The sequence below is a fragment of the Arthrobacter burdickii genome (assembly GCF_030433645.1).
GTDB lineage: Bacteria > Actinomycetota > Actinomycetes > Actinomycetales > Micrococcaceae > Arthrobacter_D > Arthrobacter_D burdickii.
This window is the reverse complement of sequence record NZ_JAROCG010000001.1, coordinates 790288-814600: the sequence shown is the minus strand read 5'-3', so window position 1 is coordinate 814600 and position 24313 is coordinate 790288. Positions and strand designations below refer to the sequence as shown.

Annotated in this window: 26 protein-coding genes; 13 read left to right on the top strand and 13 right to left on the bottom strand. The window is 67.9% G+C overall.

The window, feature by feature from the left end; genetic code table 11:
- Positions 1-143: 143 nt before the first annotated feature.
- Positions 144-1235 (top strand): S1C family serine protease, encoded by a 1092-nt coding sequence (locus P5G52_RS03760; protein ID WP_301224804.1) that lies wholly within the window; start codon positions 144-146, stop codon positions 1233-1235.
- Positions 1236-1243: 8 nt separating this feature from the next.
- Here P5G52_RS03760 and P5G52_RS03755 read toward each other — a convergent pair whose 3' ends face one another.
- The 3 genes from P5G52_RS03755 to P5G52_RS03745 form a co-directional block, all read right to left on the bottom strand.
- Positions 1244-2038, bottom strand: a complete 795-nt coding sequence (locus P5G52_RS03755; RefSeq protein ID WP_301224802.1) for a GAF domain-containing protein — start codon at positions 2036-2038, stop codon at positions 1244-1246.
- A 26-nt stretch (positions 2039-2064) separates the two neighbouring features.
- Positions 2065-2748 carry a GAF and ANTAR domain-containing protein gene (locus P5G52_RS03750; protein WP_301224800.1) on the bottom strand — a complete coding sequence of 228 codons (684 nt, stop codon included), beginning with the start codon at positions 2746-2748 and terminating at the stop codon, positions 2065-2067.
- A 393-nt stretch (positions 2749-3141) separates the two neighbouring features.
- Positions 3142-3906 (bottom strand): metallophosphoesterase family protein, encoded by a 765-nt coding sequence (locus tag P5G52_RS03745; protein WP_301224798.1) that lies wholly within the window; start codon positions 3904-3906, stop codon positions 3142-3144.
- Positions 3907-4082: 176 nt separating this feature from the next.
- On the opposite strand from P5G52_RS03745, the gene P5G52_RS03740 reads away from it, so the two are divergent.
- A complete protein-coding gene (locus P5G52_RS03740; protein WP_301224796.1) occupies positions 4083-4733 on the top strand; it encodes a DUF6766 family protein in 651 nt (216 codons plus the stop codon).
- A gap of 49 nt (positions 4734-4782) precedes the next feature.
- On the top strand, positions 4783-5592 hold the full coding sequence (locus P5G52_RS03735; protein WP_301224794.1) for a putative protein N(5)-glutamine methyltransferase: 810 nt from the start codon (positions 4783-4785) through the stop codon (positions 5590-5592).
- 58 nt (positions 5593-5650) lie between these two features.
- On the opposite strand, the gene P5G52_RS03730 is transcribed toward P5G52_RS03735, so the two are convergent.
- Together P5G52_RS03730 and P5G52_RS03725 are read right to left on the bottom strand one after the other, a co-directional pair.
- Positions 5651-6064, bottom strand: coding sequence for a hypothetical protein (locus P5G52_RS03730; RefSeq protein WP_301224792.1), 414 nt, complete (start codon positions 6062-6064; stop codon positions 5651-5653).
- 223 nt (positions 6065-6287) lie between these two features.
- Entirely contained in the window at positions 6288-6950 is a 663-nt protein-coding gene (locus P5G52_RS03725; protein WP_301224790.1) for a hypothetical protein, read from the bottom strand.
- 152 nt (positions 6951-7102) lie between these two features.
- On the opposite strand from P5G52_RS03725, the gene P5G52_RS03720 reads away from it, so the two are divergent.
- Complete coding sequence (locus tag P5G52_RS03720; protein ID WP_301224788.1) at positions 7103-7459, top strand: PadR family transcriptional regulator; 357 nt, start codon at positions 7103-7105, stop codon at positions 7457-7459.
- A complete protein-coding gene (locus P5G52_RS03715; protein ID WP_301224786.1) occupies positions 7459-8805 on the top strand; it encodes a permease prefix domain 1-containing protein in 1347 nt (448 codons plus the stop codon). The genes P5G52_RS03720 and P5G52_RS03715 overlap by 1 nt, the downstream gene beginning before the upstream one ends.
- Before the next feature lie 20 nt (positions 8806-8825).
- Here the strand turns inward: P5G52_RS03715 and P5G52_RS03710 are convergent, their stop codons facing one another.
- From P5G52_RS03710 to P5G52_RS03690, 5 genes are all read right to left on the bottom strand, one after another.
- The gene (locus tag P5G52_RS03710; RefSeq protein WP_301224784.1) at positions 8826-9173 is read right to left on the bottom strand and encodes an iron chaperone; all 348 of its coding nucleotides are present in this window, start codon (positions 9171-9173) and stop codon (positions 8826-8828) included.
- 116 nt (positions 9174-9289) lie between these two features.
- Positions 9290-9697, bottom strand: coding sequence for a universal stress protein (locus tag P5G52_RS03705; protein WP_301224782.1), 408 nt, complete (start codon positions 9695-9697; stop codon positions 9290-9292).
- On the bottom strand, positions 9694-11220 hold the full coding sequence (locus P5G52_RS03700; protein ID WP_301224781.1) for a tripartite tricarboxylate transporter permease: 1527 nt from the start codon (positions 11218-11220) through the stop codon (positions 9694-9696). Before P5G52_RS03700 ends, P5G52_RS03705 begins: the two co-directional genes overlap by 4 nt.
- 9 nt (positions 11221-11229) lie before the next feature.
- Positions 11230-11823 (bottom strand): tripartite tricarboxylate transporter TctB family protein, encoded by a 594-nt coding sequence (locus P5G52_RS03695; protein WP_301224780.1) that lies wholly within the window; start codon positions 11821-11823, stop codon positions 11230-11232.
- Positions 11820-12836 carry a Bug family tripartite tricarboxylate transporter substrate binding protein gene (locus tag P5G52_RS03690; protein WP_301224778.1) on the bottom strand — a complete coding sequence of 339 codons (1017 nt, stop codon included), beginning with the start codon at positions 12834-12836 and terminating at the stop codon, positions 11820-11822. The genes P5G52_RS03695 and P5G52_RS03690 overlap by 4 nt, the downstream gene beginning before the upstream one ends.
- Before the next feature lie 135 nt (positions 12837-12971).
- On the opposite strand from P5G52_RS03690, the gene P5G52_RS03685 reads away from it, so the two are divergent.
- From P5G52_RS03685 to P5G52_RS03665, 5 genes are all read left to right on the top strand, one after another.
- The gene (locus P5G52_RS03685; RefSeq protein ID WP_301224776.1) at positions 12972-13856 is read left to right on the top strand and encodes a LysR family transcriptional regulator; all 885 of its coding nucleotides are present in this window, start codon (positions 12972-12974) and stop codon (positions 13854-13856) included.
- Between the two features lie 136 nt (positions 13857-13992).
- Positions 13993-14907, top strand: a complete 915-nt coding sequence (gene kdgD / locus P5G52_RS03680; protein ID WP_301224774.1) for a 5-dehydro-4-deoxyglucarate dehydratase — start codon at positions 13993-13995, stop codon at positions 14905-14907.
- Between the two features lie 10 nt (positions 14908-14917).
- Positions 14918-16528, top strand: a complete 1611-nt coding sequence (locus P5G52_RS03675; RefSeq protein WP_301224772.1) for an aldehyde dehydrogenase (NADP(+)) — start codon at positions 14918-14920, stop codon at positions 16526-16528.
- On the top strand, positions 16525-17856 hold the full coding sequence (gene gudD / locus P5G52_RS03670) for a glucarate dehydratase (protein ID WP_301224770.1): 1332 nt from the start codon (positions 16525-16527) through the stop codon (positions 17854-17856). Before P5G52_RS03675 ends, gudD begins: the two co-directional genes overlap by 4 nt.
- A gap of 38 nt (positions 17857-17894) precedes the next feature.
- Complete coding sequence (locus P5G52_RS03665; RefSeq protein ID WP_301224768.1) at positions 17895-19076, top strand: L-talarate/galactarate dehydratase; 1182 nt, start codon at positions 17895-17897, stop codon at positions 19074-19076.
- Positions 19077-19161: 85 nt separating this feature from the next.
- On the opposite strand, the gene P5G52_RS03660 is transcribed toward P5G52_RS03665, so the two are convergent.
- The gene (locus tag P5G52_RS03660; RefSeq protein ID WP_301224767.1) at positions 19162-20049 is read right to left on the bottom strand and encodes a DUF4031 domain-containing protein; all 888 of its coding nucleotides are present in this window, start codon (positions 20047-20049) and stop codon (positions 19162-19164) included.
- A 17-nt stretch (positions 20050-20066) separates the two neighbouring features.
- A complete protein-coding gene (locus P5G52_RS03655; protein ID WP_301224765.1) occupies positions 20067-20624 on the bottom strand; it encodes a dihydrofolate reductase family protein in 558 nt (185 codons plus the stop codon).
- A 131-nt stretch (positions 20625-20755) separates the two neighbouring features.
- Between P5G52_RS03655 and P5G52_RS03650 the strand changes: the two genes are divergently transcribed.
- Both P5G52_RS03650 and P5G52_RS03645 read left to right on the top strand, forming a co-directional pair.
- Positions 20756-21787 carry a sigma-70 family RNA polymerase sigma factor gene (locus tag P5G52_RS03650; RefSeq protein ID WP_301224763.1) on the top strand — a complete coding sequence of 344 codons (1032 nt, stop codon included), beginning with the start codon at positions 20756-20758 and terminating at the stop codon, positions 21785-21787.
- Positions 21788-21970: 183 nt separating this feature from the next.
- A complete protein-coding gene (locus P5G52_RS03645; protein ID WP_301224761.1) occupies positions 21971-22303 on the top strand; it encodes a histone-like nucleoid-structuring protein Lsr2 in 333 nt (110 codons plus the stop codon).
- Between the two features lie 282 nt (positions 22304-22585).
- Here the strand turns inward: P5G52_RS03645 and P5G52_RS03640 are convergent, their stop codons facing one another.
- Positions 22586-23020 carry a hypothetical protein gene (locus tag P5G52_RS03640; RefSeq protein WP_301224760.1) on the bottom strand — a complete coding sequence of 145 codons (435 nt, stop codon included), beginning with the start codon at positions 23018-23020 and terminating at the stop codon, positions 22586-22588.
- Between the two features lie 198 nt (positions 23021-23218).
- On the opposite strand from P5G52_RS03640, the gene P5G52_RS03635 reads away from it, so the two are divergent.
- A complete protein-coding gene (locus P5G52_RS03635; protein ID WP_301224759.1) occupies positions 23219-24313 on the top strand; it encodes a WD40/YVTN/BNR-like repeat-containing protein in 1095 nt (364 codons plus the stop codon).

Below are 24313 nucleotides of genomic sequence, written 5' to 3'. Positions count from 1 at the left end.
CAGTCCCGCGGCTCTCTTTTTCGTAGTTGTCCACCGGGCGATGCCCTCCGTACGGTCTTAGGCAGGAGCGGGTACAGCGTGACGCGGACGTCGCGCCTGCCCTGCTGCCCGGTCGACGGGCACGTATCGAGGAGGATCACCGCATGATGCCGAATGCCAGCACCCGGACCGCAGCCGTTCCGCTGACCCTCGCCCTGCTGCTCGCCGTCACCGGGTGCACCGACGGCGCCACCACGGACTCTGCGTCGGATGCCCCGGCACAGGTGCAGGGCACCCCGGACGGCTCGTCGGGCGGATCGTCGGGCGGGACGGAGTCGGGCGGACAGCAGGCGGACATGAGCATCCCCGATATCGTCGATACGGTGCAGCCCTCGGTGGTCACCATCTTCACCGAGGACGGCCTCGGCAGCGGCGTGATCTACACCGAGGACGGCCTCGTCCTCACCAATGAGCACGTGATCAGGGGCAACGAGGACGTGGAGGTAGCCTTCGCCGACGGGCAGCGGGTGTCAGGGACGGTCGAGGCCGCCGACGCCGTCTCGGACCTGGCGCTCGTGCGTGCCGACCGCACCGATCTCCCTGCGGCGACCTTCCAGTCCGGCCTGCCGCGGATCGGCGAACTCGCCGTCGTCATCGGATCCCCCCTCGGCTTCGAGAACACGGCGACGTCGGGCATCATCTCCGGCCTGCACCGCGAGATCCCGGGGTCCGCGTCCACGAGCCAGTCACTCGTCGACCTCATCCAGACCGACGCGGCGATCAGCCCGGGCAACTCCGGCGGCGCCGTCGTGAACGGCCGCGGCGAGATCATCGGCATCAGCGAGGCGTACATCCCGCCCTCCCAGGGCGCTGTGGCGCTCGGCTTCGCGATCCCGGCTCCCACCGCCACGGAGGTGGCCGAGGAACTGCGCGAGGACGGCACGGCGGAACACGCGTTCATGGGGCTGGCACCGGGGGCCATCACACCGCAGATCGCCCAGCAGCTGAACCTCGAGGACGCCACGGGTGTGGTGGTCCTGTCGGTGTCGCAGGGCGGGCCGGCCGACGACGCCGGGATCCGGCCGGGAGACATCATCACCCGGATCGGCGACGAGGACCTGTCGGCACCCGAGGATCTCCTCGCGGCGCTGCGTCAGCGCGACCCGGGTGAGACGGTCGCCGTCGAGACCCGCCGGGGTTCGGAGACGGAGACCGTGGACGTACGGCTCGCGGACCGGCCCTCCGCGGAAGGCTGACGGGACGCTCAGAGAATGCTCCACGCCTTCCAGCCCGGGAACACCTCGTGCTGCATCTCCTGCGCGAGGAGCTCGAGGTCCTGGAGGTCCTGGTCGGTGAACGGGCGGGGGGAGGTCGACATGACGCACAGGGTCCCGATCAGCCAGCCGCCCGGACCGCGGAGCGGGTAGCCCGCGTAGAAGCGGATGTGTGGCTCCCCGGCGACGAAGGGGTGGGACCGGAAGCGCTCGTCCTGCGTCGTGTCCGTCAGGACCAGCGGGCCGGAGGAGCGGATGGTCGCGTTGCAGAAAGCCTTGGTCCGCTCGAGGTCCTGGTCCGCCTCACCCACCGCCGACTTGATGAACTGGCGGTCGTCCGCGATCAGCGCGAGGGTCGCCACTTCGCACCCGAACCGTTCCGCAGCCCGCCGGGTGATCCGGTCGAACCGGTCCTCGGGAGGCGTGTCCAGGAGGTGGAGCTGCGCCAGCGACCGGAGCCGCTCGCCCTCCGCGGTCTCCGGGTCGAGCAGCACGGAGCCGGCGGCGCCCAGCTGACGGAAGGCGTCAGTCGTCGACCCGGACAGGAGCTCCGTCCCGGGCCGGCCTCCCATATCCGCTCCCTGCCCCGACGCTTCGCGGGCCGCTTCGGCGAGGAGTTCGCACTCGAGGGGTGGAAGCTCCGCCTGTCCGCGGAGGTACGCGTCGATCTCCACCTCCGACAGGGACCCGCCCAGCGCGAAGTACTGGATCCACGCTTCGGCGACGGACATGCCGGCCCGCCGCAACGCGTCGGCGGTGAGTTCGTGCCGGCTTCGTTCGTTCATCGCTCCCCGTTCCCCCGGAGTTCGCCCTACTCGAAGTGCGTCTTTGCGGGCCCGTGGCCGAGTGACTGCAGGATGGAGGCCGCTACGTCCCGGAGCTTGATGTTCCTCGCACTGGAGGCCGCCTTGAGGATCGACATCGCCTTGTCCTGTGAGCACCTGTTCTGCCCCATGATCACACCCACGGCCAGGTCGATGGTGGTCCTGCTCTCCATGGCGGCACGCATGTCGGCGCTCGAATCCGTCAGTTTGGCGATGCGCACCGCCAGGCGGAGCGACACCGAGGCCTCCTCGGCGAACCTCTGCGCGGCGTCGATCGCTTCCTCGCTGAACGCATCCTTCAGGGGCGAGTAGAAGTTCAGTGCCGCCGTCGCCTCGCCCTCGAGCGGGATCGGAACGCCCAGGGCGGACTTGATGCCGTGCCCGCTGATCGCCCTGCTGTACTCGGGGAAGCGTTCCTCGGTGTCGAAATCACTGACGTAGTGGATGACGCCCCTGCGGGCCGCGCGCAGGCACGGTCCGTCGTCGTACTCGTACTGGACCTCGTCCATCTTCTGGGCGTCGGTGCCGTTGCTCGCGACCGTCGTCTTCGTCCGTGCCCGCAGCAGGGTGACGCCGCAGAGGACCTCGTCGTCTTCGGCCGACAGGGTGGAACCCGCGATCTTCACCAGTTTCGTCAGGAACTCCTCGACATCGTCGCTGTCGAGTACCATGTCCTGGAGCAGGCCCGGAACCGCCGGGCCCCTGCCTCTTTCGTGATCAACCAACTGGGAAACCTTTGCGTCAACCCTTTGCTGACCACGCGCGATGCCGGCCAAGGGAAGGTGATGGACCGCCTGCTGCTAAACGGTCAAGGAAATATTACCGAATCAGGGAGGTTCCGTGGTGATCGTGGCCGCGGCCCCACCCCCGGAGGGTCGACTGTCAAGCTGAGGCGATCTTGATGCAGCTCACCTCGGGGCTTGAGGAGCACGGCGCACACTGGAAGTACGCAGCATATGGCCCGGACATGTCCGCGGACTGACGTTGAATACATCGATGTGCTCGCACGGACATGGGGCCGTCGGTCAGGAGTCAAGCAGCCGGCTCCCGACCGACAGCTTGGATCACGGCCCCGAGGGCAGCCCGAGCGCGGCATGCTGTCCGCGGTAGACGGCGGTGCGGAGCTCGATCGCGTAGGGTTCGAGGGCCGGCATGCCGAGCGCCGTGGCGACAGCTATCTCCGCTTCGATGTCGTAGGGCACGCGCACGAACTGGATGCCGAAAGGCGCCGACCGACCGCCGTCCGGCTCCCCCTCGAGGATCACGTAGGACGCCTGCGGCTCGTCCAGCGGGTTGCCGACGCTCCCCACATTGACGAGCGTGCGGCCCCGGTAGGTCGAGACGAACGCGTCATGGATATCGCCGTAGCAGACCGTGTCCGGCCGGGGCCCGTTCCCGGTCAGTTCCGTCGCCGCGAACATCCCTTCGAAGTCGTCGTCGGTGTGCCGGGCGTGCACGCGGTGGTAGACGCTCTTCGCCGATGCATGGAACATCCGGATGCGCCGTCCGCTCAGCACGATCTCGTGGGAGAGCGGGAGTGACTGCAGCCAGCGGCGGTCCTCCGGCGTCAACTCGTTGTGCCACCACCAGCCGGCGTCGTCGCGCCATTCGGGCGCCTCACTGGGCAGGAAATCGTCCCAGTTGCCGCGCACCGTGACGGCGCAGTGCAGGCGGCTCAGGCGCACGCACTCGGATCCGCGGGGCCCCTTCCCTGCGACGTCGCCGAGGTTGTAGACGGTGCTGATGCCGCGGTGCCGAAGATCCTCCAGCACGGCCGTGAAGGCCGTGACGTTCCCGTGGAGATCCGAGATCACCGCAACGCGTTCCATGCCGTTCAGGCTATCCGCAGCCCGCCGCACCCGCGACCGGGGGCCTTGAGAGGACTGTGCAACTCCTGATGCAACGCAGGTTCCGCTTGCCGCCGCGGGGAGGCCCTTCCTAGCGTTGAGGAAACGAGAAAGTGCGCTTGGTCAACGGAAGGACGGGTACCAGAATGAAGCACTGGATGAGAGACCACGGCCTCATGATCACGAATGGGGCACTGTTCCTCCTCTCCTTCGTCGGCATGGTGCTCAGCGGAGTGCGCACCTACAACGAGGAGCAACTGTCCCACGGCGAGCCCGGCGTGACGCTCGCCGGCTTCCTGCTGACGGGCGACTTCCTCGAGGCGACCTTCGAGAACTGGGAGTCGGAGTTCCTCCAGATGGGCATGTACGTGGTCCTCACCGCCTATCTCTTCCAGCGCGGTTCCTCCGAGTCGAAGCTGCCAGGCAAGCACGAACCACAGGATGACGACCCCCGTGCCGCAGCACCGCATCCGGACACGCCGTGGCCCGTGCGCCGCGGCGGCCTCGTCCTCCGGTTGTACGAGCATTCACTGTCCATCATGTTCTTCGTCCTGTTCGCGGCGTCGTTCCTCCTGCACGCCGTGGGCGGCAGCGAGGCCTACAACGACGAGCAGGCCAGCCACGGCGAGCCCGGAACCACCGTGCTGGGCTACATGGGCACGTCGCGGTTCTGGTTCGAGTCCTTCCAGAACTGGCAGAGCGAATTCATGGTCATCGCCCTGATGATCGGGGCGTCCGTGTACCTGCGTGAACGCGGGAGCGTGGAGTCCAAGCCCGTGGCCATGGCCCACAGCGACACGGACACCTGATCGCCGCTATCCTCGTGGTGCCAGGCCGCCTCCGCCGAAGGGCCGTTCGATGCCGCACCACCAGCAGGGCCCTCCTGCCGCCCTCCACCGCACGGAGGCGGAGCTGACGGTACGGCTCCGTGCCGCCGGCTGCGTGTTCGCCGAGGACGAGGCCCGCCTGCTCGCGGGGAGCGGCGCCACGGATGAAGTCCTGGCTGCGATGCTCGACCGCCGGGTCGCCGGGTTTCCGCTCGAACACATCCTCGGCTGGGTGGACTTCTGCGGGCTGAGGCTCGAGGTGGGACCGGGAGTGTTCGTACCGCGTCAGAGGTCGGCATTCCTCGTGGCGTGCGCCGCGGACCTGACGACGGCAGGCGCGACCGTCCTGGACCTCTGCTGTGGCTGCGGGGCCCTCGGAGTGGCGCTCGCGGACGTCGTGCCGGACCTGCGGCTGCACGCCTCGGACATCTCCGGGGCCGCCGTCGGCCTGGCACGGAACAACCTCGCCGGCCTCCAGGCGGAGCTCTACGAGGGCGACCTGTTCGACCCGTTACCCCTGTCCCTCAAGGGGACCGTGGACACGCTGCTCTGCAACACGCCCTACGTACCCTCCGCGCGCGTGCAGACCCTTCCGCCCGAGGCGAGGGTGCACGAGCCCCTGATCAGTCTCGACGGCGGGGAGGACGGACTGGAGGTGCAGCGCAGGGTGGCACGCGAGGCACCCGACTGGTTGGTCCCGGGTGGGCACATCCTGTTCGAGGTGGGAGAGGACCAGGAGCAGGAGTGCCTCCGGCTCCTCCGGGACGGGGGCTTCGATGCCTGGTCCCGGAGCCTCGGGGACGAGGGGCCGACTGTGGTGATCGGGCGTCGTCCGGCATGATCCTCGTCCGGGGGTCGCCGAGTCGCCGGCAGCCGCTTTGGGGAGGGACCGGTCCGGTTTACCGTTCCCGGCGCACTGACCGACGGGCGGGCAGCTGCGGCGAGGGCTGCTGGACCCGACGCGCTGCGGTCCCGGGAGGACCGTCCGGCCTGGTGACGGCCCCGGGACGGCCATGGCCTGCTGCGGTGCAGGTGCTGAAGGCGGAAACACTCCCCGGGCCGCCGGCCGCGGCGCCGCTGTACGGGGCGCGGCAGCAGGCGCGGGGGCCCATCCTGGCGAGGTCGTCGAGAAGTTCGTTCACGGCCTGCGCGACGCAGTCGCGGTCGGCATCGGGGAGGGTCATCATCCCGTGGAGGTAGGCATCGACCTCGAACTGTCCGATGGACCCTCCCATGTTCAGGAAGTGGTCCCAGACGAGCATCAGGGGCAGGTCCGCGTGCCTCATCGCGGTATAGGTGAGCAAGCCTTGCATTGGCGGATTCCTTCGGGCGGCCCGGACGGGGGCAGGAAGCCGCTCGGTAGCCGCCACCCGGCGGGCAGCGCGGCAAGGTACCCTGGGCGGCCGGCTTCCTGACTGCCCGGGAAGCACCGGCGCGTGCCGGGAACCCTTGTTCTCCTCATTCTGGCATCAGCACTGCAACCCCTGCAGGATTTTTCTCCGACTGGACGAGTCGGGAATCAGCGGGTATTCCCGCTCACGTCAGCGGACGCAGCGCAGACAGTACGACGACGACGCCGACGCCATAGTCGGCGTCCCAGCGCGCTTGGAGGGAGCCGTCGTCGTACACCACAGTGACTGTGAGGTACCCGTCGCGGACTTCCCCGCTGAGCGGCAGGTCGTCGCCGGCACCGGAGAAGATCTCCTGCTGGATACGGTCGAGCTCCTGTGCGCTCGCAGGACCCCGCCTCCCCTCGGCGAGGCGGGGATCCTCGACGGGCATGGTGTCGTAGAGGGAGAGCGGGATCGGTTCGCCGGTCCTCGTGAAGACGGCGCCGTCCCAGGTGCCCGTCACCGCGTAGGCGCCCCAGGTGACGCCGGAAGCGGTCTCGGACTGCTCCGCGAGTGACCAGTCCCAGCCGGCAATCCCGGGCCCGCTGCACTGGGGCGGATAGGACTCCATCACACCTCCGAGGCAGAACCGCGGCAGGGCGTCCCCGACCTGCAGCACGGTGCCCTGTCCGATCAGTTCGCCCTCGGCGGCCCGTGCTGCAGGTGCCGAGGCGGACGCAGGCTCCACGGCGGACGGGTCGGGACCGGGCGCGGGGACGGGCTCGACACCGGGGTTTCCCGGTGTCGCACACGCAGCGAGGACGACTGCTGCAAGGGCTGCAAGGCCCGGTCGAGCCGGCCATGTCATGCACCCATGATCTACCCCTCGCGGCACCAGGGCGGGGCCGCTGCCGGAATCGGCGCTGAACCGTGACTCGGAGGAGACGGACTCCGCCCGGGTCTTGCCATACATAGCACCGCTATGCTTCGATACCTGATACATCTAGGTATGGAGGCATCGTGCGCATCGATAAGGATCTGGTCGCCGCCTCGGCGACGCCACTGGTGCTGGGCATCCTGGCGGGAAGCGATCTGCACGGCTACGCCATCCTGAAACGGGTGGGCGAGTTGTCCGGCGGAGGCATGCAATGGACCGACGGCATGCTCTATCCCCTCCTGCACAGACTCGAGCGGCTCGGCTACGTCTCGTCGTCCTGGGGGTCCTCCGAGATCGGCCGCAGGCGCAAGCACTACGCCATCACGCCCTCGGGGCTCGAGGCGCTCACCGAACGGCAGCAGCAGTGGACCGTCGTCGCCGACACACTGCGACAGGTCTGGCAGGACTTGCCGCCGACCGCAACAGAGGCGTGGGCGTGATGGACACCCACGCAGGGCTGGAAGGCCAGATCGATCGCTGGCGCGGCTACGTCCTCCGCCACCAGGCGATCTCCGCCGCGGACGTCGACGAACTCGAGGACCACCTCCGGGAGCAGATCGCCGACCGCCGCGCCACGGGACTCGACGACGAGGAGGCCTTCCTTGTCGCGATCAAGCGCCTCGGCAACCTGGACCAGATATCCCGCGAATTCGCCCGGGAGCACTCCGAGCGACTGTGGAAGCAGCTCGTCCTCGTTCCGGCCGATACGGGCGGGAGCACGCCCGCGTGGCGGGAACTCGTCGTCGTGCTCTGCCTGGCCCTCGGCGCAGGCGCCACCGTGAAGGCCGGGATCGCCGGAATCGGCACCGATTCGGCGCTCGTACGAAATCTCGGCCTCCTGGTCATGCCCTTCGCGACCGCGTACTTCGCCTGGAAGAGGCACCTCGCCCGGCCCGTACTGGCAACGATCGTCGTGTCCTTCGCGGCCCTGGCTGCTGTCCTCAACCTGTACCCCTTCACCGCCTCCGGCTCCACCGAGGTCCTTGCCGCACTGCACGCACCTGTCGTGCTCTGGCTGCTGCTGGGGCTCGCGTATGTCGGGGGCCGCTGGCGTTCGGACCGGCGGCGCATGGACTTCGTCCGCTTCACGGGCGAACTGGTGATCTATCTCGCCCTGCTGGCGCTGGGTGGGGCAGTGCTGGTCGGGCTCACGCTCGGAACCCTCTCGCTGATCGGCGTGGACTTCGAGCCGGTCCTCGAGGACTGGATCCTGCCCTTCGCGGTCCCCGGCGCCCTGGTGGTGGCCGCGTGGCTGGTCGAAGCGAAGCAGCAGGTCGTGGAGAACATCGCCCCGGTGCTGACCAAGGTCTTCACACCGCTGACGGTGGTCATGCTCCTCGTCCTCCTGTCCGTGCTGGTGGGAGCGGGTGACCTGAACAGCATCGACCGGGACCTGCTCATCCTGATGGACGCCATCCTCGTGCTGGTCCTCGGCTTGGTGCTGTACTCGGTCTCCGCCCGGGATCCCCTCACACCGCCGGGGCTGTTCGATGCCCTGCAGGTGGCACTGGTCACGCTGGCCCTGGCGGTCGACGCCGTGATGCTGACGGCGATGCTGACCCGCCTCGCCGAGTTCGGCGCGAGCCCCAACAGGCTTGCGGCGCTGGGCCTCAACGTGCTGCTGCTGGTCCACCTGGTCCGCGCGGCCTGGCTGGCCGTCGGATTCCTGCGGGGGCGGCGTGCCTTCGCGGCCCTCGAAAGGTGGCAGACCCGATACCTGCCGGTCTACGCGCTGTGGGCCGCCGTCGTCGTCCTGGCCTTCCCGCCCCTCTTCGGCTTCAGCTGACCCGCGCTGCCCGCTGGAGCCTACTCCCCCGTGATCTCGAGGCTTCTCAGGCGCACGATCTCCCGCACGACGGCGTCGGGCAGCGGGTTCGCCGCCGAGAACCGGATGGTCCCCCTCGACAGGGAGAAACCGCCGAGCGACAGCGCGACGGCGTCGATCACCGCGGAGGAGAACGGATAGAGCGAGAGATGCTTCGCTGCGGCGGCGACGGCGACGAGCGGTTTCCCCTCGAGCAGGAGCGCCGGGAGACCGTAGCTCCAGCCGTCCTCCGTGTCGGTCCGGGCCGCACGGACCACGTCGACGACGTGCTGGAGGTAGGCCCGATCGGATTCCCGCAATTCGCCGATGGTGTCGTCGACCGATCCCATGCGCCGATGCTAGACCCCTGTTGGATCCGGGGAAAGAACCGGGGCCATCCTGCCGCGCTATCGGTTTTCAGGATGGCCCCGGAGTTCATGGTGCCGGTTCGTGCCGGCAGGTACCGTCAGCGTGTGGAATCGCTCGTCGCCTTGACGGCGAGGACGGGTCGGTCGACCTGGAGCAGGATCCGCTGGGCATGGCTGCCCATGATGAATTTCCCGACCTGGCTCCGCTTCCGCAACCCGATGACGATGAGGGAGGCGTCGATCTCTTCAGCGAGTCCGATGAACTCGTCGGTGAGGTCGTCCGTGTGCCCGGGCTGCCGGACGACCGCCTCCACGCCGGCGGCCCTGGCCCGCCGGACCAGTTCGGCGACCTTGTCCTCCGGTACGAGGACGGGATCCACGGGGGCTCCCTTGCGGGGCGAGTTGAGGATGACCGCGTTGGTGTCCCTGAGCTGCGCCTCCTTCAGTCCGGCTTCGAGGGCAGCCTCTCCTTCGGGAGTGGGGACATAGCCGATGAGGATGCTCATACCGATTCCTTGCGCTTGGTGGGGATGGTCGTGGTCTTGGCCGCCCGGTTCTTTCGAGCCTTCTGGAGGACCGGAAGGAGAATGACGACGACGAAGACGAGGAGGAGGACGGCCGTGATGGGACGACCGGCGAACTGGGTCGCGTCGCCACCGAAGAGGAGGAGCGACCGACGAAGGCTCTCCTCGAGCAGTGCCCCGAGGACGAACGCCAGGACGAGCGGTCCGGGTTCGAATCCGAACTTCTTCATCAGGTACCCGATCACACCGAAGAAGATGACCAGCCAGATATCGAAGATGCTGTTGTTGATCGTGTACACCCCGATGAGGGTGATGAGCACGGTGACCGGGGCTAGGATCGCGGGGCGGACACGGAGGATCCGCACGAAGACGCCGACGAGGGGGATGCTCATGATCAGCAGCAGGATGTTGCCGATGTACATGGAGTTGACGACGCCCCAGAACAGCTCCGGGTCGTTCTGCACGAGTTGCGGGCCCGGCGTGACGCCCTGGATGAGCAGGGCACCGAAGATGATGGCCATGGTCGCGTTCGCGGGGATACCCAGCGTGAGCAGGGGGATGAAGGACGACGTCGCTGCCGCGTTGTTCGCGGTCTCGGGTCCGGCGACGCCTTCGATGGCGCCCTTCCCGAAGCGTGACGGGTCCTTGGCCCGCTTCTTCTCCATCGCGTAGGCCGCCAGGGATGAGAGGGTGGCGCCCCCACCGGGGAGGATGCCCAGGAAGAATCCGAGCACGGACCCGCGGCCGATGGCCCCGGAGGCCTGCTTCAGGTCCTTGCGGGAGGGCCAGACGTTGGCCACCTTCGCGGGGGCGGAGACCTTGTTGTGGCGTTCCTCGAGGTTGTAAAGGATCTCACCGAGCCCGAAGATGCCCATCGCGATCGGAACGAAGTCGAGTCCGTCGGCGAGTTCCAGGCTTCCCAGGGTGAAGCGGGACTCACCGGTGAAGCCGTCACGGCCCACGGTCGCCAGCAGGAGTCCGACGGCGGCGGCGATCAGGGATTTGAGCCTGCCACCGTTGCTGACGGTGGCGACCAGGAGGATGCCGAGCAGGGCCAGGGCCGTGTATTCGGGCGGGCCGAAGTCGAGGGCGAAGCCGGCGACGAGGGGAGCCAGGAACGTCAGTCCGACGATGGCCACCGTGCCGCCGACGAAGGATCCGATGGCTGCCACACCGAGCGCCGTCCCTGCCCGGCCCTGCTTCGTCAGCGCGTAGCCATCGAAGACGGTGACCACGGAAGATGCTTCACCCGGCAGCCGGAGCAGGACGGAGGTGATGGTCCCGCCGTACTGGGCGCCGTAGAAGATGCCGGAAAGCATGATGATCGCAGTGACGGGTTCGATGCCGTAGGTCAGGGGCAGCAGGATCGCGATGGTCGCCGCCGGGCCGAGGCCGGGCAGGACGCCGATCAGCATGCCGATGACGACGCCGAGCAGGCAGTACAGGAGGTTCGTCGGCTCGAGGACGACGCCGAAACCGTTCAGTACCGGTTCAAAAAATTCCATGGGGGTTCCCTAGAACAGATGCGGGATGGGCACGTTGAGAGCGAAGACGAACAGCAGGTAGAACGCGGCGGTGATTCCCACGCTGAGCAGGGCCGTCATCCGCCAGGTCTCCCGGCCCAGGAAGCGGAGCCAGACCACGCACAGGAGCAGTGCCGGGATCTCGAAGCCGATGCGTCCGATCAGGAGGGTGAAGACGATGAGGCTGACGAGGCCGGCCGCGACCTGGAGGCTGGAGCGGGAGAACTTCTCCGCGTCCAGGACATTCCGTCCGAACAGGGCGAGGGCTATGCCGAGGACCATCAGCAGGACGCTGATGAGAAAGGGCCACAGGCCCGGTTCCGGGTCGGCAGGGGACCCCAGCCCCATTCCCAGCGAGCCGAGGGTGCCGGCGACCCCGATGGCGGTCACGACGAGCGCGGAGGCGACGTTCGCGCCCGGCCCGGCGGCGGGGGGTTTCTCCTGCTCCCACTGCGCGGCGAGGTCCTCCGGCGTCAGGTCGTCGACGAGATGGTGCCCATGGTCGGGAGCCTGGTGTTCGGGCTCCCCGTGGAGGGCGTGCGAACCGCCGGTCGCCCGGCGGTCCGCGTGAGGCGACGATGTCACTTCTCGCCGCCGAGGTCGATCTCGTACTTCTCCACGAGCTCCTTGTACTTGGCGGCGTTGGCCGTCCACTCCTCGGTGACCTGCTCACCATCGATCTCGTGCGGGGTGAAGAGGTTCTCCTCGTTGAACTCCTTGTACTCCTCGCTCTCGAACGCGGCCGAGACGGCTTCGCGGAGCTTCTCCACTGCCGGCTCCGGGGTACCCTTGGGCGCCGCGATGGCACGGTACTGCGACACGGGGACGTCGTAGCCCTCCTCGAGGGCGGTGGGCACGTCCGGAAGGTACTGGTTGCGCTCCTCGGAGAATGTCACGATCGGCCTCAGGGTGCCGGCGTCGATCTGCGGCATCGCCTCGCCCAACTGGATGGTGGCGAAGTCCACCTGGTTCCCGAGGATCGCCGTCATGGCGGGAGAGCCGCCGTCGAAGGGAACATCAGTTCCGTCGACGCCTGCCTGCTTGAAGAGCAGCGCCTGCGCCAGCTGGCTACCCGTGCCGACGCCCGTGGTGGCGAAGTTGAACGACTTGTCCGCGGCCACGATGTCCTCGACGGTCTTGTACTCGGACTCGGCGTTGGCCACCAGGACGTAGTCGTCCTGCGAGATGCCGGAGATCACCTCGAGGTCCTCCAGTTTCACGGCTTCGTCCTCGCTGACGGCCAGGGGCGTGATGGCGATCAGAGAGGCGTTGAGAAGGATCAGGGTCTGCCCGTCCGGCTTCGCGTTGGCGACTTCCTGCGTGGCCAGTGCGCCATTCGCGCCGGGCTTGTTGACCACCGGAATCGGTACGCCGAGGGCGTCCGAGGCGTTCTCGGCAATGGCCCGACCGATGAGGTCGGTGCTGCCACCGGGATCCTGTCCGATGGTCAGTGTCACCGGACCGGAGGGGAAGTCGCTTCCGTCGTCGCTTCCGCCGGATGTGGCGACATTGCCACCGCAGGCGGAGAGGGTCAGTGCCAGGACAGCTGCTACACCCATGGTCGACGCTGAGCGACGGGCGAACTTCGAGTGAAACATGAGAATCTCCTTTGATGGAGGTCTAGGAGTGACCGTCTGTGATGACGCTCACCCTGAGCCTGTACAGAAAGCTTAGAAATCCTCGTCATGCATGTCTAAGCCCAATAAAGTATGAGCTGATACCCTCTGTGCATCATGTACTCCCTTGATCAGTTACGCGGATTCGTTGCCGTAGCCGAAGAACTGCACTTCGGCAGGGCCGCCGAACGTCTGCGCATGACACAGCCACCGTTGAGTCGGCAGATCCAGAAGCTGGAGAAGGCGATCGCCGTCCAGCTGTTCGAGCGGGACAGCCGTGGCGTCACCCTCACGGCCGCCGGCACCGCGTTCCTCGGGGAGGCACAGCGACTCCTGGCATTGGCTGAGAGCGCCCCGGATCTGGCCCGTCGTATCTCGAGGGGGTCGGCCGGGTCGATCCGGCTCGGTTTCACCGCGGCGTCGACCTTCGGCATCCTGGGTGCCCTGCTCAACGAGATCTCCAGCGAGCTGCCCGAAGTCGACATCGAGCTGCGGGAAATGGTCACGCGTGAGCAGATCGATGCCCTCCGGGACGGGGACATCGATCTCGGGCTCGCCCGTCCCCCCTTCGATGAACAGGTCTTCGGATCCCGGTTGCTGTACCGGGAACCCCTCGTCGCAGCGGTCCCGGACGGCCACCGTCTCGCCACCCTGGGCAGGCCCGTGACCATCGAGGACCTGAGGGGCGAAGCACTCATCATGCACTCCCCCACCCAGGCGAAGTATTTCTACGACCTCATCGTCCGCCTGGCCCCGGCCGGGCAGCTGAACTACGTCCATACGGTGGCCCAGATCCTCACGATGGTGTCCCTCGTCGCAGCCCACCGCGGCATCGCCCTGGTGCCCCATTCGACGACGGTCCTCGGCATCGACGGCGTGCAGTACTGCGACCTGGACGGCTTCGGTTCGGATCCCGTCGAACTCTTCGCCATCTGGCTCAAGGAGTCGAAGAACCCCGCCCTGCACCGGGTCCTCGACGCCATCACCGAACGCCACGGGTAGGACGGACGATACCTGGAAGGTATCGATCCATTCTAAAACAGTCTTAGACACGTATCGCCGCGCTTCATACGCTGAGGGGTATCGAACCTCTGTGGCGCCCCCGACGGTCGCGCCACCTCTACCGAAGGGTCTCCCCGTGGCTCACCTGAATCCCTCCGAGCTGGCGCAACGCATCAAGTCGGGCCTGCTCTCCTTCCCCGTCACGCACTTCGACCAGGAGTTGCAGTTCGACGAGGGCCGGTACCGCGAGCACCTGGCCTGGCAGTCCGACTTCGACGTGGCGGGACTGTTCGCTGCCGGCGGCACGGGCGAGGGCTTCTCCCTTACGACCGCCGAGATGGACCGGGTCGTCCGCGTCGCCGTCGACGAGATCGGCGGCAAGGTGCCGGTCATCGCTCCGGCAACGGGAGGCACGTTCTCGGCCATCGGGCACGTGCGCGCGGCCGAGGAGGCCGGCGCGGACGGGATCCTGCTCATGCCGCCCTACCTGACGGAGGCCGATCAGGAGGGCCTGATCGAGCACGTCAGTGCCGTGTGTGCAGCGACGAGCCTGGGCGTCATCGTCTACAGCCGCGCGAACGCCGTCCTGACCGACCGCTCCGTCGCGATCCTCGCCGACCGCAACCCGAACCTCATCGGGTTCAAGGACGGCATCGGGAACATCGAGCAGATGACCCGGATCTACGCCCGGGTGGGGGAGCGCCTCACCTACATCGGCGGCCTGCCGACGGCGGAGACCTTCGCCCTGCCCCTCCTCCAGCTGGGCGTGAGCACGTACTCGTCTGCGATGTTCAACTTCGTCCCCGAGTTCGCCCTCGCCTTCTACCGCGATGTCATCGCCCAGGACCGCACGGCGGTCTACGAGAAGCTGAACGACTTCGTCATCCCCTACCTGGACATCCGTGACCGCGTGAAGGGATACGGCGTCAGCATCATCAAGGGCGGGCTCGACGCGGTGGGCCGCGACGGCGGGCGCGTGCGTCCGCCCCTGCAGAACCTCACCGATGCCGACCAGTTCGAACTGTCCACCCTGATCAAGAAGATCAGCTAGGAGTCCCGATATGACCACCACTTTCAGCACGACCATCACCGGCCGGTCACTCATCGCCGGCCGCGCCGTCGAAGGATCCGCCGGCACCGCGTACGCCATCGACCCGGCCACGAACGAGAAGATCGAACCGGTCGTCACCCTGATCGACGGCGTCCAGCTCGCCGAGGCCACCGCCGCAGCAGCGGCTGCCTTCGACACGTACCGGGCCACGACACCCGCCGAACGTGCCGCTTTCCTCGAGCGCATCGCCGACAACATCGACGCCCTCGGTGCCGAACTGACTGAGCGGGCCGTCCGCGAGACCGGCCTGCCCGCCGCACGCATCGACGGCGAACGCGCCCGCACCGTGGGGCAGATGCGCCTCTTCGCCGACGTCGTCCGCCAGGGTGATCACGTGCAGGCCCGCATCGACCCCGCACTCCCCGACCGCGCTCCCCTGCCCCGCCTGGACATCCGCCAGCGCCACATCGCCCTCGGCCCTGTCGCGGTCTTCGGCGCCAGCAACTTCCCCCTCGCGTTCTCCACCGGCGGAGGCGATACGGCGTCGGCCCTCGCTGCCGGCTGCCCCGTCATCGTCAAGGCCCACAACGCGCACCCCGGCACCGCCGAACTCGTCGGCCACGCCATCACGCGGGCAGTCGAGGAATCCGGGCTGCCGGCCGGGGTCTTCTCCCTGGTGTTCGGCGCCGGCACGTCCATCGGACAGGCCCTCGTGGCCGACCCGCACATCAAGGCCGTGGGATTCACGGGCTCCCGCAGCGGCGGCACCGCCATCATGGCAACCGCCGCGGCCCGGCCGGAACCGATCCCCGTGTACGCGGAGATGTCCTCGATCAACCCGGTCTTCGTCTTCCCGGGGGCCATCAGCGACGACGTCGACGCCCTCGCCTCCGGCCTCGTCGGATCACTGACGATGGGCGCAGGACAGTTCTGCACCAACCCCGGACTGGTCTTCGTGCCCGCCGGCGGCCAGGGAGACCGGTTCGTCGCGGCTGCCTCCGACGCGCTCCGGGAGACTCAGGGCTCCACCATGCTCACCCGTGGCATCGCCGAGGCATGCGCGGCGGGAGTGGCGAAGCTGCGCGGCGAATCCGACGTCGACGTCGTCGCGGAAGGCCGGCCCGGCCCCACGAAGAACGCCCCCGGCGCCGTGCTCTTCACCACCACCACGGACACCTTCCGGGACAACGCCGGCCTTCAGGAAGAAGTCTTCGGAGCTGCGGGGGTCTTCATCCGCTACACCGGCGAGGACGAACTCCTCGCCGCCGCCGAGGCCCTGGAGGGTCAGCTCACAGCGACCATCCACGCGACCTCGGCGGATACTGCGGACATCGCTCCCCTGCTGCCGGTCCTGGAGCGACGGGTCGGGCGGATCCTGTTCAACAGCTGGCCGACCGGCGTAGAAGTCGGCCACGCCATGGTCCACGGCGGCCCCTACCCTGCCACCTCGGACTCCCGCTCCACCTCTGTGGGATCACTGGCCATCCTGCGGTTCCAGCGACCGGTCAGCTACCAGAACATCCCCGACGAGCTGCTCCCGGCGCCGCTGCAGGACGCCAATCCGTGGAAGCTCAACCGCCGTGTGAATGGAACCGTCGTGAATGCGGAGACCGGACGATGACCTCAGCAACCCCGACCGTCGCCTCCGTCGAAGTCGTCCCTGTCGCCGGGCACGACAGCATGCTGCTGAACCTCAGTGGAGCCCACGGGCCCTACTTCACCCGCAACATCGCCATCATCACCGACTCGGCGGGCCGCACCGGCCTGGGCGAGGTCCCCGGGGGCGAAGCCATCCGCTCGACGATCGAGGAAGCCGGTGACCTGCTGGTCGGCCGGCCCATCGCGCTCTACCGCCAGCTGCTGCGGCAGGTGTCCGAGCGCTTCGCCGATCGCGACGCCGGCGGCCGGGGCGCCCAGACGTTCGACCTCCGTACGACGATCCACGCGGTGACCGCCATCGAATCGGCGCTCCTGGACCTGATGGGCCAGCACCTCGAGGTCCCCGTCGCGGAGCTCCTGGGCGAAGGGCAGCAGCGCGATCGTGTCCAGATGCTCGGCTACCTCTTCTATGTCGGCGACCGCACCAGCACGGATCTGCCCTACCTCAGCGGCGATGACACGTCGGACGCCTGGGGACGCCTCCGCCGGGACGAAGCCATGACCCCGGAGGCCATCGTCGCCCTCGCGGAAGCCGCCCAGGAGAGGTACGGGTTCCAGGACTTCAAGCTCAAGGGCGGGGTGCTCCCGGGCGCGGAAGAGGTAGAGGCCGTCAAGGCCCTGGCTGCCCGCTTCCCGGAAGCCCGGATCACGCTCGACCCGAATGGTGGCTGGCTCCTCAAGGACGCCATCGAGCTGTGCTCGGGACTCCACGGTGTCCTCGCCTACGCCGAGGATCCCTGCGGCGCGGAAGGAGGATTTTCGGGCAGGGAGACCATGGCCGAGTTCAGGCGCGCCACGGGGCTCCCCACAGCGACCAACATGGTCGCCACCGACTGGCGCCAGATGGCACACGCCATCCGCTCCAACGCGGTGGACATCCCCCTCGCCGACCCGCACTTCTGGACGATGCAGGGCTCTGTCCGCGTGGCGCAGCTCTGCAACGACTTCGGCCTCACCTGGGGGTCCCACTCCAACAACCACTTCGACATCTCCCTTGCCATGTTCACGCATGTGGGAGCGGCTGCGCCGGGGAACATCACGGCACTGGATACGCACTGGATCTGGCAGGACGGGCAACCCCTCACACGGGAACCCCTTCCGATCGAGGGCGGGTTCATCACAGTCCCGCAGCGTCCGGGCCTCGGCATCGACCTGGATCGCGACGCGCTCCAGGCGGCACACGAGCTGTACCTGGAACACGGCCTCGGTTCCCGCGACGACGCTGCGGCCATGCAGTACCTCGTGCCGGACTGGACCTTCGACCCGAAGAGGCCCTGCCTCGTCCGGTGACCGACCCTGACCTCCCGACCCCAGACGAAGGATCTCCCATGAATTCCAGTACCACCCTGACCAGCCCGGTGGCCACGTCGACCGGCATCGACGCGGCGATCGATCGGATCCGCCACGTCAAGCTGTCGACCCTGACGCTTCCGCTGGCCACGCCCATCAGTGACGCGAAGGTGCTGACCGGCAGGCAGCGGCCGATGACCGAGATCGTCTTCCTCTTCGCGGAGATCACCACGGACGACGGCCACTCCGGGATCGGGTTCAGTTACTCGAAGCGCGCGGGCGGGCCGGCGCAGTATGCGCACGCACGGGAGATCGCCGACAACCTGCTGGGCGAGGACCCCAATGACATCGGGCGCGTGTACCAGAAGCTGCTGTGGGCCGGCGCGTCGGTGGGACGCAGTGGGGTGGCGACGCAGGCCATCGCAGCGCTGGATATCGCCCTTTACGACCTGAAGGCCAAGCGGGCGGGCCTTCCCCTGGCGAAGTTGCTGGGCTCGTACCGCGATTCCGTGCAGACCTACAACACGTCCGGTGGGTTCCTCCAGGCGTCCATCGAGGAAGTGAAGGACCGCGCCACCCGGTCGCTCGCCGACGGAATCGGCGGCATCAAGATCAAGGTGGGCCATCCCGATTCCCGCGTCGACCTGGCGCGGGTCGCCGCTGTCCGGGAGCACCTGGGCGAGGGCGTCCCCTTCATGGTGGACGCCAACCAGCAATGGGACCGGCCCACGGCCATGCGGATGGGCCGCACGCTGGAGCAGTTCGACCTCGTATGGATCGAGGAACCCCTCGATGCCTACGACGCCGAAGGGCACGCCCAGCTCGCGCAGGCGCTGGACACCTCCATCGCGACGGGCGAGATGCTGTCGAGCGTCAGCGAACACATCGACCTCATCACCCATCGGTCCGTCGACATCATCCAGCCCGACGCACCGCGGATCGGAGGCATCACCCCCTTCCTGCGCCTGGCCGCACTGGCCGACCAGGCGGGACTGCAGCTTGCTCCCCACTTCGCCATGGAGATCCACCTGCACCTGGCGGCCGCCTATCCGAGGGAACCCTGGGTCGAGCACTTCGAGTGGCTCAATCCCCTGTTCAACGAACGCCTCGAGACCCGCCAGGGACGGATGATCGTCCCCAACCGGCCCGGCCTGGGATTCACCCTCTCCGACCAGGCCCACGCCTGGGTGACGGACTCCGTGGAGTTCGGCCGGAAGTGACCGTCCGGGTCCTACCGTGGGACGGTAGGACCCGGACGGGTGTGGCAGGTACGACGTTGGAAGCCTGCCACACCGACCCTCCAGGTCAGGGCCGGGCGAGCGAGGCGAGTTCCCGCGCCATGTTGGTGCCGGCCCGCTCCGCCCAGAGTGACTGCCCCCGCCCCGTGCGGTACAGCGGGTCGAGCGCGAGCAGCCGCTGCAGGACACTTCGCCGGCCGGCGATGAATGCTTCATCTGGAATATGCGAATATTCCGCCCGCACCACTGCCGCGTAGCGCGCGTAGTCCTCGGGCGATCCGCCGAGAACCGAGAGGTCGGCGTCGCACAGGAGCTGCCCCGCCCTGTCCTCCGCCCGAGGATCGTGGCCCACCGTGAGGAGCACCAGGCGCTCGACCTCCCGCACCACGGCGCCGTCCACGCGGCCCGTCAATCGCTCGACGGCGAGCGCCGCGGAGGCCTGTTCGTCCTTCCCGGCCGCACCCTCGTAGACGGCGTCGTGGAACCAGGCGGAGAGGAGGACGGGCATCCGCTGCGGCTCGTCCGTGGGCTCGAAGAGCTGGTCCAGGGCTTCCAGGACGGCAAGCAGGTGCACCGGGGTGTGGTACCTCCGGTGGGGCTCGCTCCACCGGTCCAGCAGCTCTCCGGCCAGGTCGGGATCCGTGGGCAGGATCGACGCCCACCGCGACAGGAGGGCCGCCCGGAGTTTCGGTCCCCGGCGTCGGGCAGGGACCCGGAGGCCGCTGGCGATCAGGGCCCGTACCAGCTCGGTCCCGCTCACCTCGAGGGCGCCCTGCTCCACCAGTTCCCGGTACCGCCGGGCCGGCACGTCGTAATGGTCCTCGTCGAAGGCCCTGTGCGGGATCCCCGCAGCCGCCGCGAAGGCGTGGAGCTCCTCGAGTGACGACGTCGACACCAGGTGGGAGAACACGGTTCCGTGTGCCGGCCAGGACGGCGGATCGATGAGGACAGCCATAACCGGCAGTCTAGGGTTCAGCCCTCTTCGGCGCGGAGTCCGTAGGACGCCAGGACGTTGCCCTTGCTCGTGATGGTCGTCTCCTGCAGTTCCAGCCGTGTCACCGGATCCGTGGGCGCGAAGAGGTGGCGTCCCGAACCCGCGACCACCGGGTGGATCATCAGGAGGAGTGAGTCCAGCAGCCCGGCGAACAGGAGCTGGCGCACCAGCGAGATGCTGGCACAGATCGCGATGTCCCCGCCGTCGGTCTGCTTCAGTGTTCGGACGAACTCCTCGAGCGGTGCGTCCATGAGGGACGCGTTGGTCCAGCCCAGATCCCCGCTGAGCGTACGCGAGGCCACGAACTTCCGTACCGGGTTGATGAAGCTGCCGAAGGGGTCGGCGGACTCGGCGGAGGGCCAGTAGCCGGACCACTCCTCGTACCCGTGGCGGCCCAGCAGAACGGTATCCACCCGGCTGATCATCGCCCCCATTCCTGCGCCGAGTTCCGGGTCGAAGCTGTCGAACTGCCAGAGGTGTGGTGATTCGACGACTCCGTCGACGGAGGAGAAGAGGCCTGCTGTGAGTTTGCGCATGGGGTGCTCCCGGTATCGGTTGGCGGCTTTCCACACAATAGACGGAGCGGGGTCGGTTCAATCATCGGCGGAGGAAGAAATTTTCGGGCCGCCTCCTCCCGCCCCGGGACGGCCATCGCTACGCTCGATGCATGCAGCCCGTGACCGCCACTCCGCCCCGAAGAACCCTGCCCGGAACGGAAGCGGAGACGGAGCCCTTCGAACGGCTCCTGGAAGCTTCCCGACGTGAGTTGACCGGGTACTGCTACAGGATGCTCGGTGAAGCGTCCGAGGCCGAGGATGCCGTGCAGGAGACCATGATCAAGGCCTGGTCACGGCGCGACTCGTTCGCCGGCGAATCCTCCCTGCGCACCTGGCTCTTCCGGATCGCGCACAACGTCTGCGTGGACATGCTCCGCAGCCCGCAGCGCCGCGCGCGCCCGATGGACCTCGGTCCGTCCACCCGCACCGCGGATGCCGTGCTCGGGGCGCCCCTCACCGAAGGCGTGTTCGTGCAGCCGATCCCCGACGAGCGCGTCATCGACCCGTCGGGCGATCCGGCGGCCGTCGCCGAGGCCCGCGACACCATCCGCCTGGCCTTCATCGCCGCCCTGCAGCACCTGCCCCCACTCCAGCGCAGCGCGCTGATCCTGTGCGAGGTGCTGCGCTGGTCGGCGGCGGAGGTCGCCGCCCTGCTCGAGGTCACCACGGCCTCGATCAACAGCGCACTCCAGCGTGCGCGCAAAACGATGGCACACCACGAGCCCACCGCGCCCATGCCCCTCGAGGACCCGGCGCACAAGGACCTGCTCGCCAAATACCTGCGTGCTTTCGAGTCCTACGACATGGAGGTACTCGTCTCGCTCCTGCGGGACGACGTCGTCCTCTCTATGCCGCCCTTCAACCTCTGGCTCCGTGGTCCGGCCGATGTGCGTGCCTGGTTCCTCGGCGAAGGCAGCGTCTGCGAGGGTGGGCGGCTCATCCCCCTGGCCATCAACGGATCGGGTGGTTTCGCCAATTACCACCTCGTCGAACCCGGCCTGTGGGAGCCGTTCGCGATCCAGGTCATCGAAACGGATGGCGAGCGCATCGTGGGCCACCACAACTTCCTGTACCCGGAGATGTTCGAGGCATTCGGACTGCCACTGGTGATCGACGAACGCGAGACGGTCCTCGAGGACTAGCGTCACGCCTGCACGACGGCGGCAGCGACAGCAGGTCACAACACGGAGAATTTCCAGGCGGAGCGGCGTCAGGAATACCCTTGTCGTCCCCATTCACGAAAATCCCGATACTTTTCGGGGATTGCAGGATAAGGTCGGGAACCGGGGGCTGATGAATTCATTCGCACGACACAGGAGAATGTGATGGCACAGCGCGTACAGGTGCAATTGGTCGACGACCTCAGTGGTGAAGAGGCACAGGAAACAGTGCGGTTCGCACTCGACGGCACGAACTATGAAATCGACCTCACCCAGGACAATGCAAATTCCCTGCGTTCCGCCCTCTCCGCCTATGTGGACAAGGGCCGCAAGGCGGGCTCCGGCCGACAGTCGGCAGCGAGCCCGAAAGCCTCCTCCCGGTCGAAGCGCGAGGACACGCAGCAGATCCGCCAGTGGGCCCAGGAGAACGGCTTCAATCCGAGTTCACGCGGCCGCATCACGCAGTCGATCATCGACGCCTACAACGAGAGCCGCTAAGCGCGGCGGCCCCTCCGGGCCTATCAGACGGACCTTTAGGACGATATGTCCGGTAATGGTCCCGGCATAGGAGCCATGGCCGCCGCCTGCGTCCCGGAATCGAACGGGACATCGACCGGGACACAGGCGGACGCAGCACATTGTGCGACGTCGAGGAATACGGCGGTCGATCCACGCAGGCAGTCGATTCACCACACGGGGAATTCAGTGGGAAGGAGGCGGGAACCAGGAATGGGGCCCGCCTCCTTTCGATCTGGACCGAAGAAGAACGAAACCTTCCCGCTAGTCCCCGTTCCGGGCCTCGCGTGCCCATGCCGCGGCCTTGGCGGGACTTTCGAAATAGCGGGATTCCGAGAGGGACTGCTCCACGAAGGCGGCGATGACCTGGTCCACGGGACCCGTGCCGACGAAGGCCACGCGTGAGGTGAGGTCGCACTCCAGCATCGCGGTGCGGGCGTTCGCCGTGATCCCGACCATGCCCTGCAGGTGGATCACCAGGGGCAAAAGGTAGCCGTCGGACAGCTCGCGGATACCCTCGTACGACTCGAGGATGTCGGTGACGGTGAGCAGCGAGCCGGGAGCCCACCAGAGCACGAGCAGCCCGGAGCGGACTTCGACGCAATGCTTGCCGGCGCAGTGCCGGCGGGTGCCGGGGGTGTGGCCGGGACCGGGACAGGGCCGCGCGGGCGCGGCGTTCCCTAGGAAGATCTGATGCAACGGTGCCTCCAGGTGAACGGATGATCCGCTCCCCAGCGATCGAATACGCCAACTGTGGCAGGCTCCGCTGGTGATTTCATGGATGCGGACAGAAGCGGGTAGCGGCACCTGTACAAAACGGGTGGTGCGTGGCATCGTCCCAAGTGATTTGCATCATCGGGCCGGGGTGGAAACCGGAACACGCCAACGGGGGCAGCCATGTCAGCAGCAGGAACCACCCTTCTCGCCATCGGTACGAAGAAGGGCCTGTGGCTCGCTTCGAGTACCGACCGGGAGACCTGGACGGTGTCGGAGCCGAAGTTCCTCATGGAGGAGATTCCCAGCGTCGGCATCGACACCCGCGGCGGCAGGACCCGCCTCTTCGCCGGGCGTATGTCCTGGCACTTCGGTCCCTGCATCGCGCATTCGGACGACCTCGGGGAGACCTGGGCGGAACCTCAGGAGGGCAGCATCCGCTTCGGAGCGGACGACGGGGCCGCGCTCGAGCGGATCTGGCAGATCCAGCCCGATGCGGAGAACCGGCCCGGAGTGGTCTGGGCGGGATGCCAGCCGATCTCCGTCTGGAAGTCCACGGACCACGGGGAGACGTTCGAACTGAACCGCGGCCTCTGGGACCACCCGCACCGCAGCGAGTGGGGCGCCGGTTTCGGCGGAGCAGCCGCACACACTGTCCTGCCGAGTCCCGCGGATGACACCGTCCACGTCGCCATGAGTACGGGCGGCGTCTACCGGTCCGACGACGGCGGGGGTTCCTGGCAGCCCCGCAACCACGGCATCAGTGCCTATTTCATGCCGGACCCTGCACCGGAGTTCGGCCAGTGCGTGCACAAGGTGGCCCGCGACGCCGTCGACCCCGACCGCCTGTTCGCGCAGAACCACCACGGCGTGTACACGAGCCACGACCGCGGCGACTCCTGGCAGTCCATCGCGGAGGGCTTGCCGGCCGACTTCGGCTTCGTGATGCTCACCCACCCGCACCGTAGCAATACCGCCTGGGTCATCCCGCTGAAGGCCGACGGTGAGCGGATCCCACCCGACGGCCACCTCATGGTGCACAGGACGGACGACGCCGGTGCAACCTGGCAGGCCAGCGACGCCGGACTGCCGCGGGCCGACTACAACGCCGTGCTGCGTGACGCGGCCTGCGTCGATACGGCGGAGGTCCCGGGCGTCTACTTCGGGACACGCGGGGGAACCGTCTACGCGAGCGCCGACGAGGGCCGCACCTTCCGGGAAGTGGCGAGCCACCTGCCGGACGTGCTCTCGGTGCGCGCCGCCGTCGTTCCCGCCTGA

Bases quoted from the DNA above. Each gene is read 5' to 3' on its own strand.
- P5G52_RS03760 (WP_301224804.1), top strand. From the start codon at position 144: ATGATGCCGAATGCCAGCACCCGGACCGCAGCCGTTCCGCTGACCCTC.
- P5G52_RS03755 (WP_301224802.1), bottom strand. From the start codon at position 2,038: ATGAACGAACGAAGCCGGCACGAACTCACCGCCGACGCGTTGCGGCGG.
- P5G52_RS03750 (WP_301224800.1), bottom strand. From the start codon at position 2,748: ATGGTACTCGACAGCGACGATGTCGAGGAGTTCCTGACGAAACTGGTG.
- P5G52_RS03745 (WP_301224798.1), bottom strand. From the start codon at position 3,906: ATGGAACGCGTTGCGGTGATCTCGGATCTCCACGGGAACGTCACGGCC.
- P5G52_RS03740 (WP_301224796.1), top strand. From the start codon at position 4,083: ATGAGAGACCACGGCCTCATGATCACGAATGGGGCACTGTTCCTCCTC.
- P5G52_RS03735 (WP_301224794.1), top strand. From the start codon at position 4,783: ATGCCGCACCACCAGCAGGGCCCTCCTGCCGCCCTCCACCGCACGGAG.
- P5G52_RS03730 (WP_301224792.1), bottom strand. From the start codon at position 6,064: ATGCAAGGCTTGCTCACCTATACCGCGATGAGGCACGCGGACCTGCCC.
- P5G52_RS03725 (WP_301224790.1), bottom strand. From the start codon at position 6,950: ATGACATGGCCGGCTCGACCGGGCCTTGCAGCCCTTGCAGCAGTCGTC.
- P5G52_RS03715 (WP_301224786.1), top strand. From the start codon at position 7,459: ATGGACACCCACGCAGGGCTGGAAGGCCAGATCGATCGCTGGCGCGGC.
- P5G52_RS03710 (WP_301224784.1), bottom strand. From the start codon at position 9,173: ATGGGATCGGTCGACGACACCATCGGCGAATTGCGGGAATCCGATCGG.
- P5G52_RS03705 (WP_301224782.1), bottom strand. From the start codon at position 9,697: ATGAGCATCCTCATCGGCTATGTCCCCACTCCCGAAGGAGAGGCTGCC.
- P5G52_RS03700 (WP_301224781.1), bottom strand. From the start codon at position 11,220: ATGGAATTTTTTGAACCGGTACTGAACGGTTTCGGCGTCGTCCTCGAG.
- P5G52_RS03690 (WP_301224778.1), bottom strand. From the start codon at position 12,836: ATGTTTCACTCGAAGTTCGCCCGTCGCTCAGCGTCGACCATGGGTGTA.
- P5G52_RS03685 (WP_301224776.1), top strand. From the start codon at position 12,972: ATGTACTCCCTTGATCAGTTACGCGGATTCGTTGCCGTAGCCGAAGAA.
- P5G52_RS03675 (WP_301224772.1), top strand. From the start codon at position 14,918: ATGACCACCACTTTCAGCACGACCATCACCGGCCGGTCACTCATCGCC.
- gudD (WP_301224770.1), top strand. From the start codon at position 16,525: ATGACCTCAGCAACCCCGACCGTCGCCTCCGTCGAAGTCGTCCCTGTC.
- P5G52_RS03665 (WP_301224768.1), top strand. From the start codon at position 17,895: ATGAATTCCAGTACCACCCTGACCAGCCCGGTGGCCACGTCGACCGGC.
- P5G52_RS03660 (WP_301224767.1), bottom strand. From the start codon at position 20,049: ATGGCTGTCCTCATCGATCCGCCGTCCTGGCCGGCACACGGAACCGTG.
- P5G52_RS03655 (WP_301224765.1), bottom strand. From the start codon at position 20,624: ATGCGCAAACTCACAGCAGGCCTCTTCTCCTCCGTCGACGGAGTCGTC.
- P5G52_RS03650 (WP_301224763.1), top strand. From the start codon at position 20,756: ATGCAGCCCGTGACCGCCACTCCGCCCCGAAGAACCCTGCCCGGAACG.
- P5G52_RS03645 (WP_301224761.1), top strand. From the start codon at position 21,971: ATGGCACAGCGCGTACAGGTGCAATTGGTCGACGACCTCAGTGGTGAA.
- P5G52_RS03635 (WP_301224759.1), top strand. From the start codon at position 23,219: ATGTCAGCAGCAGGAACCACCCTTCTCGCCATCGGTACGAAGAAGGGC.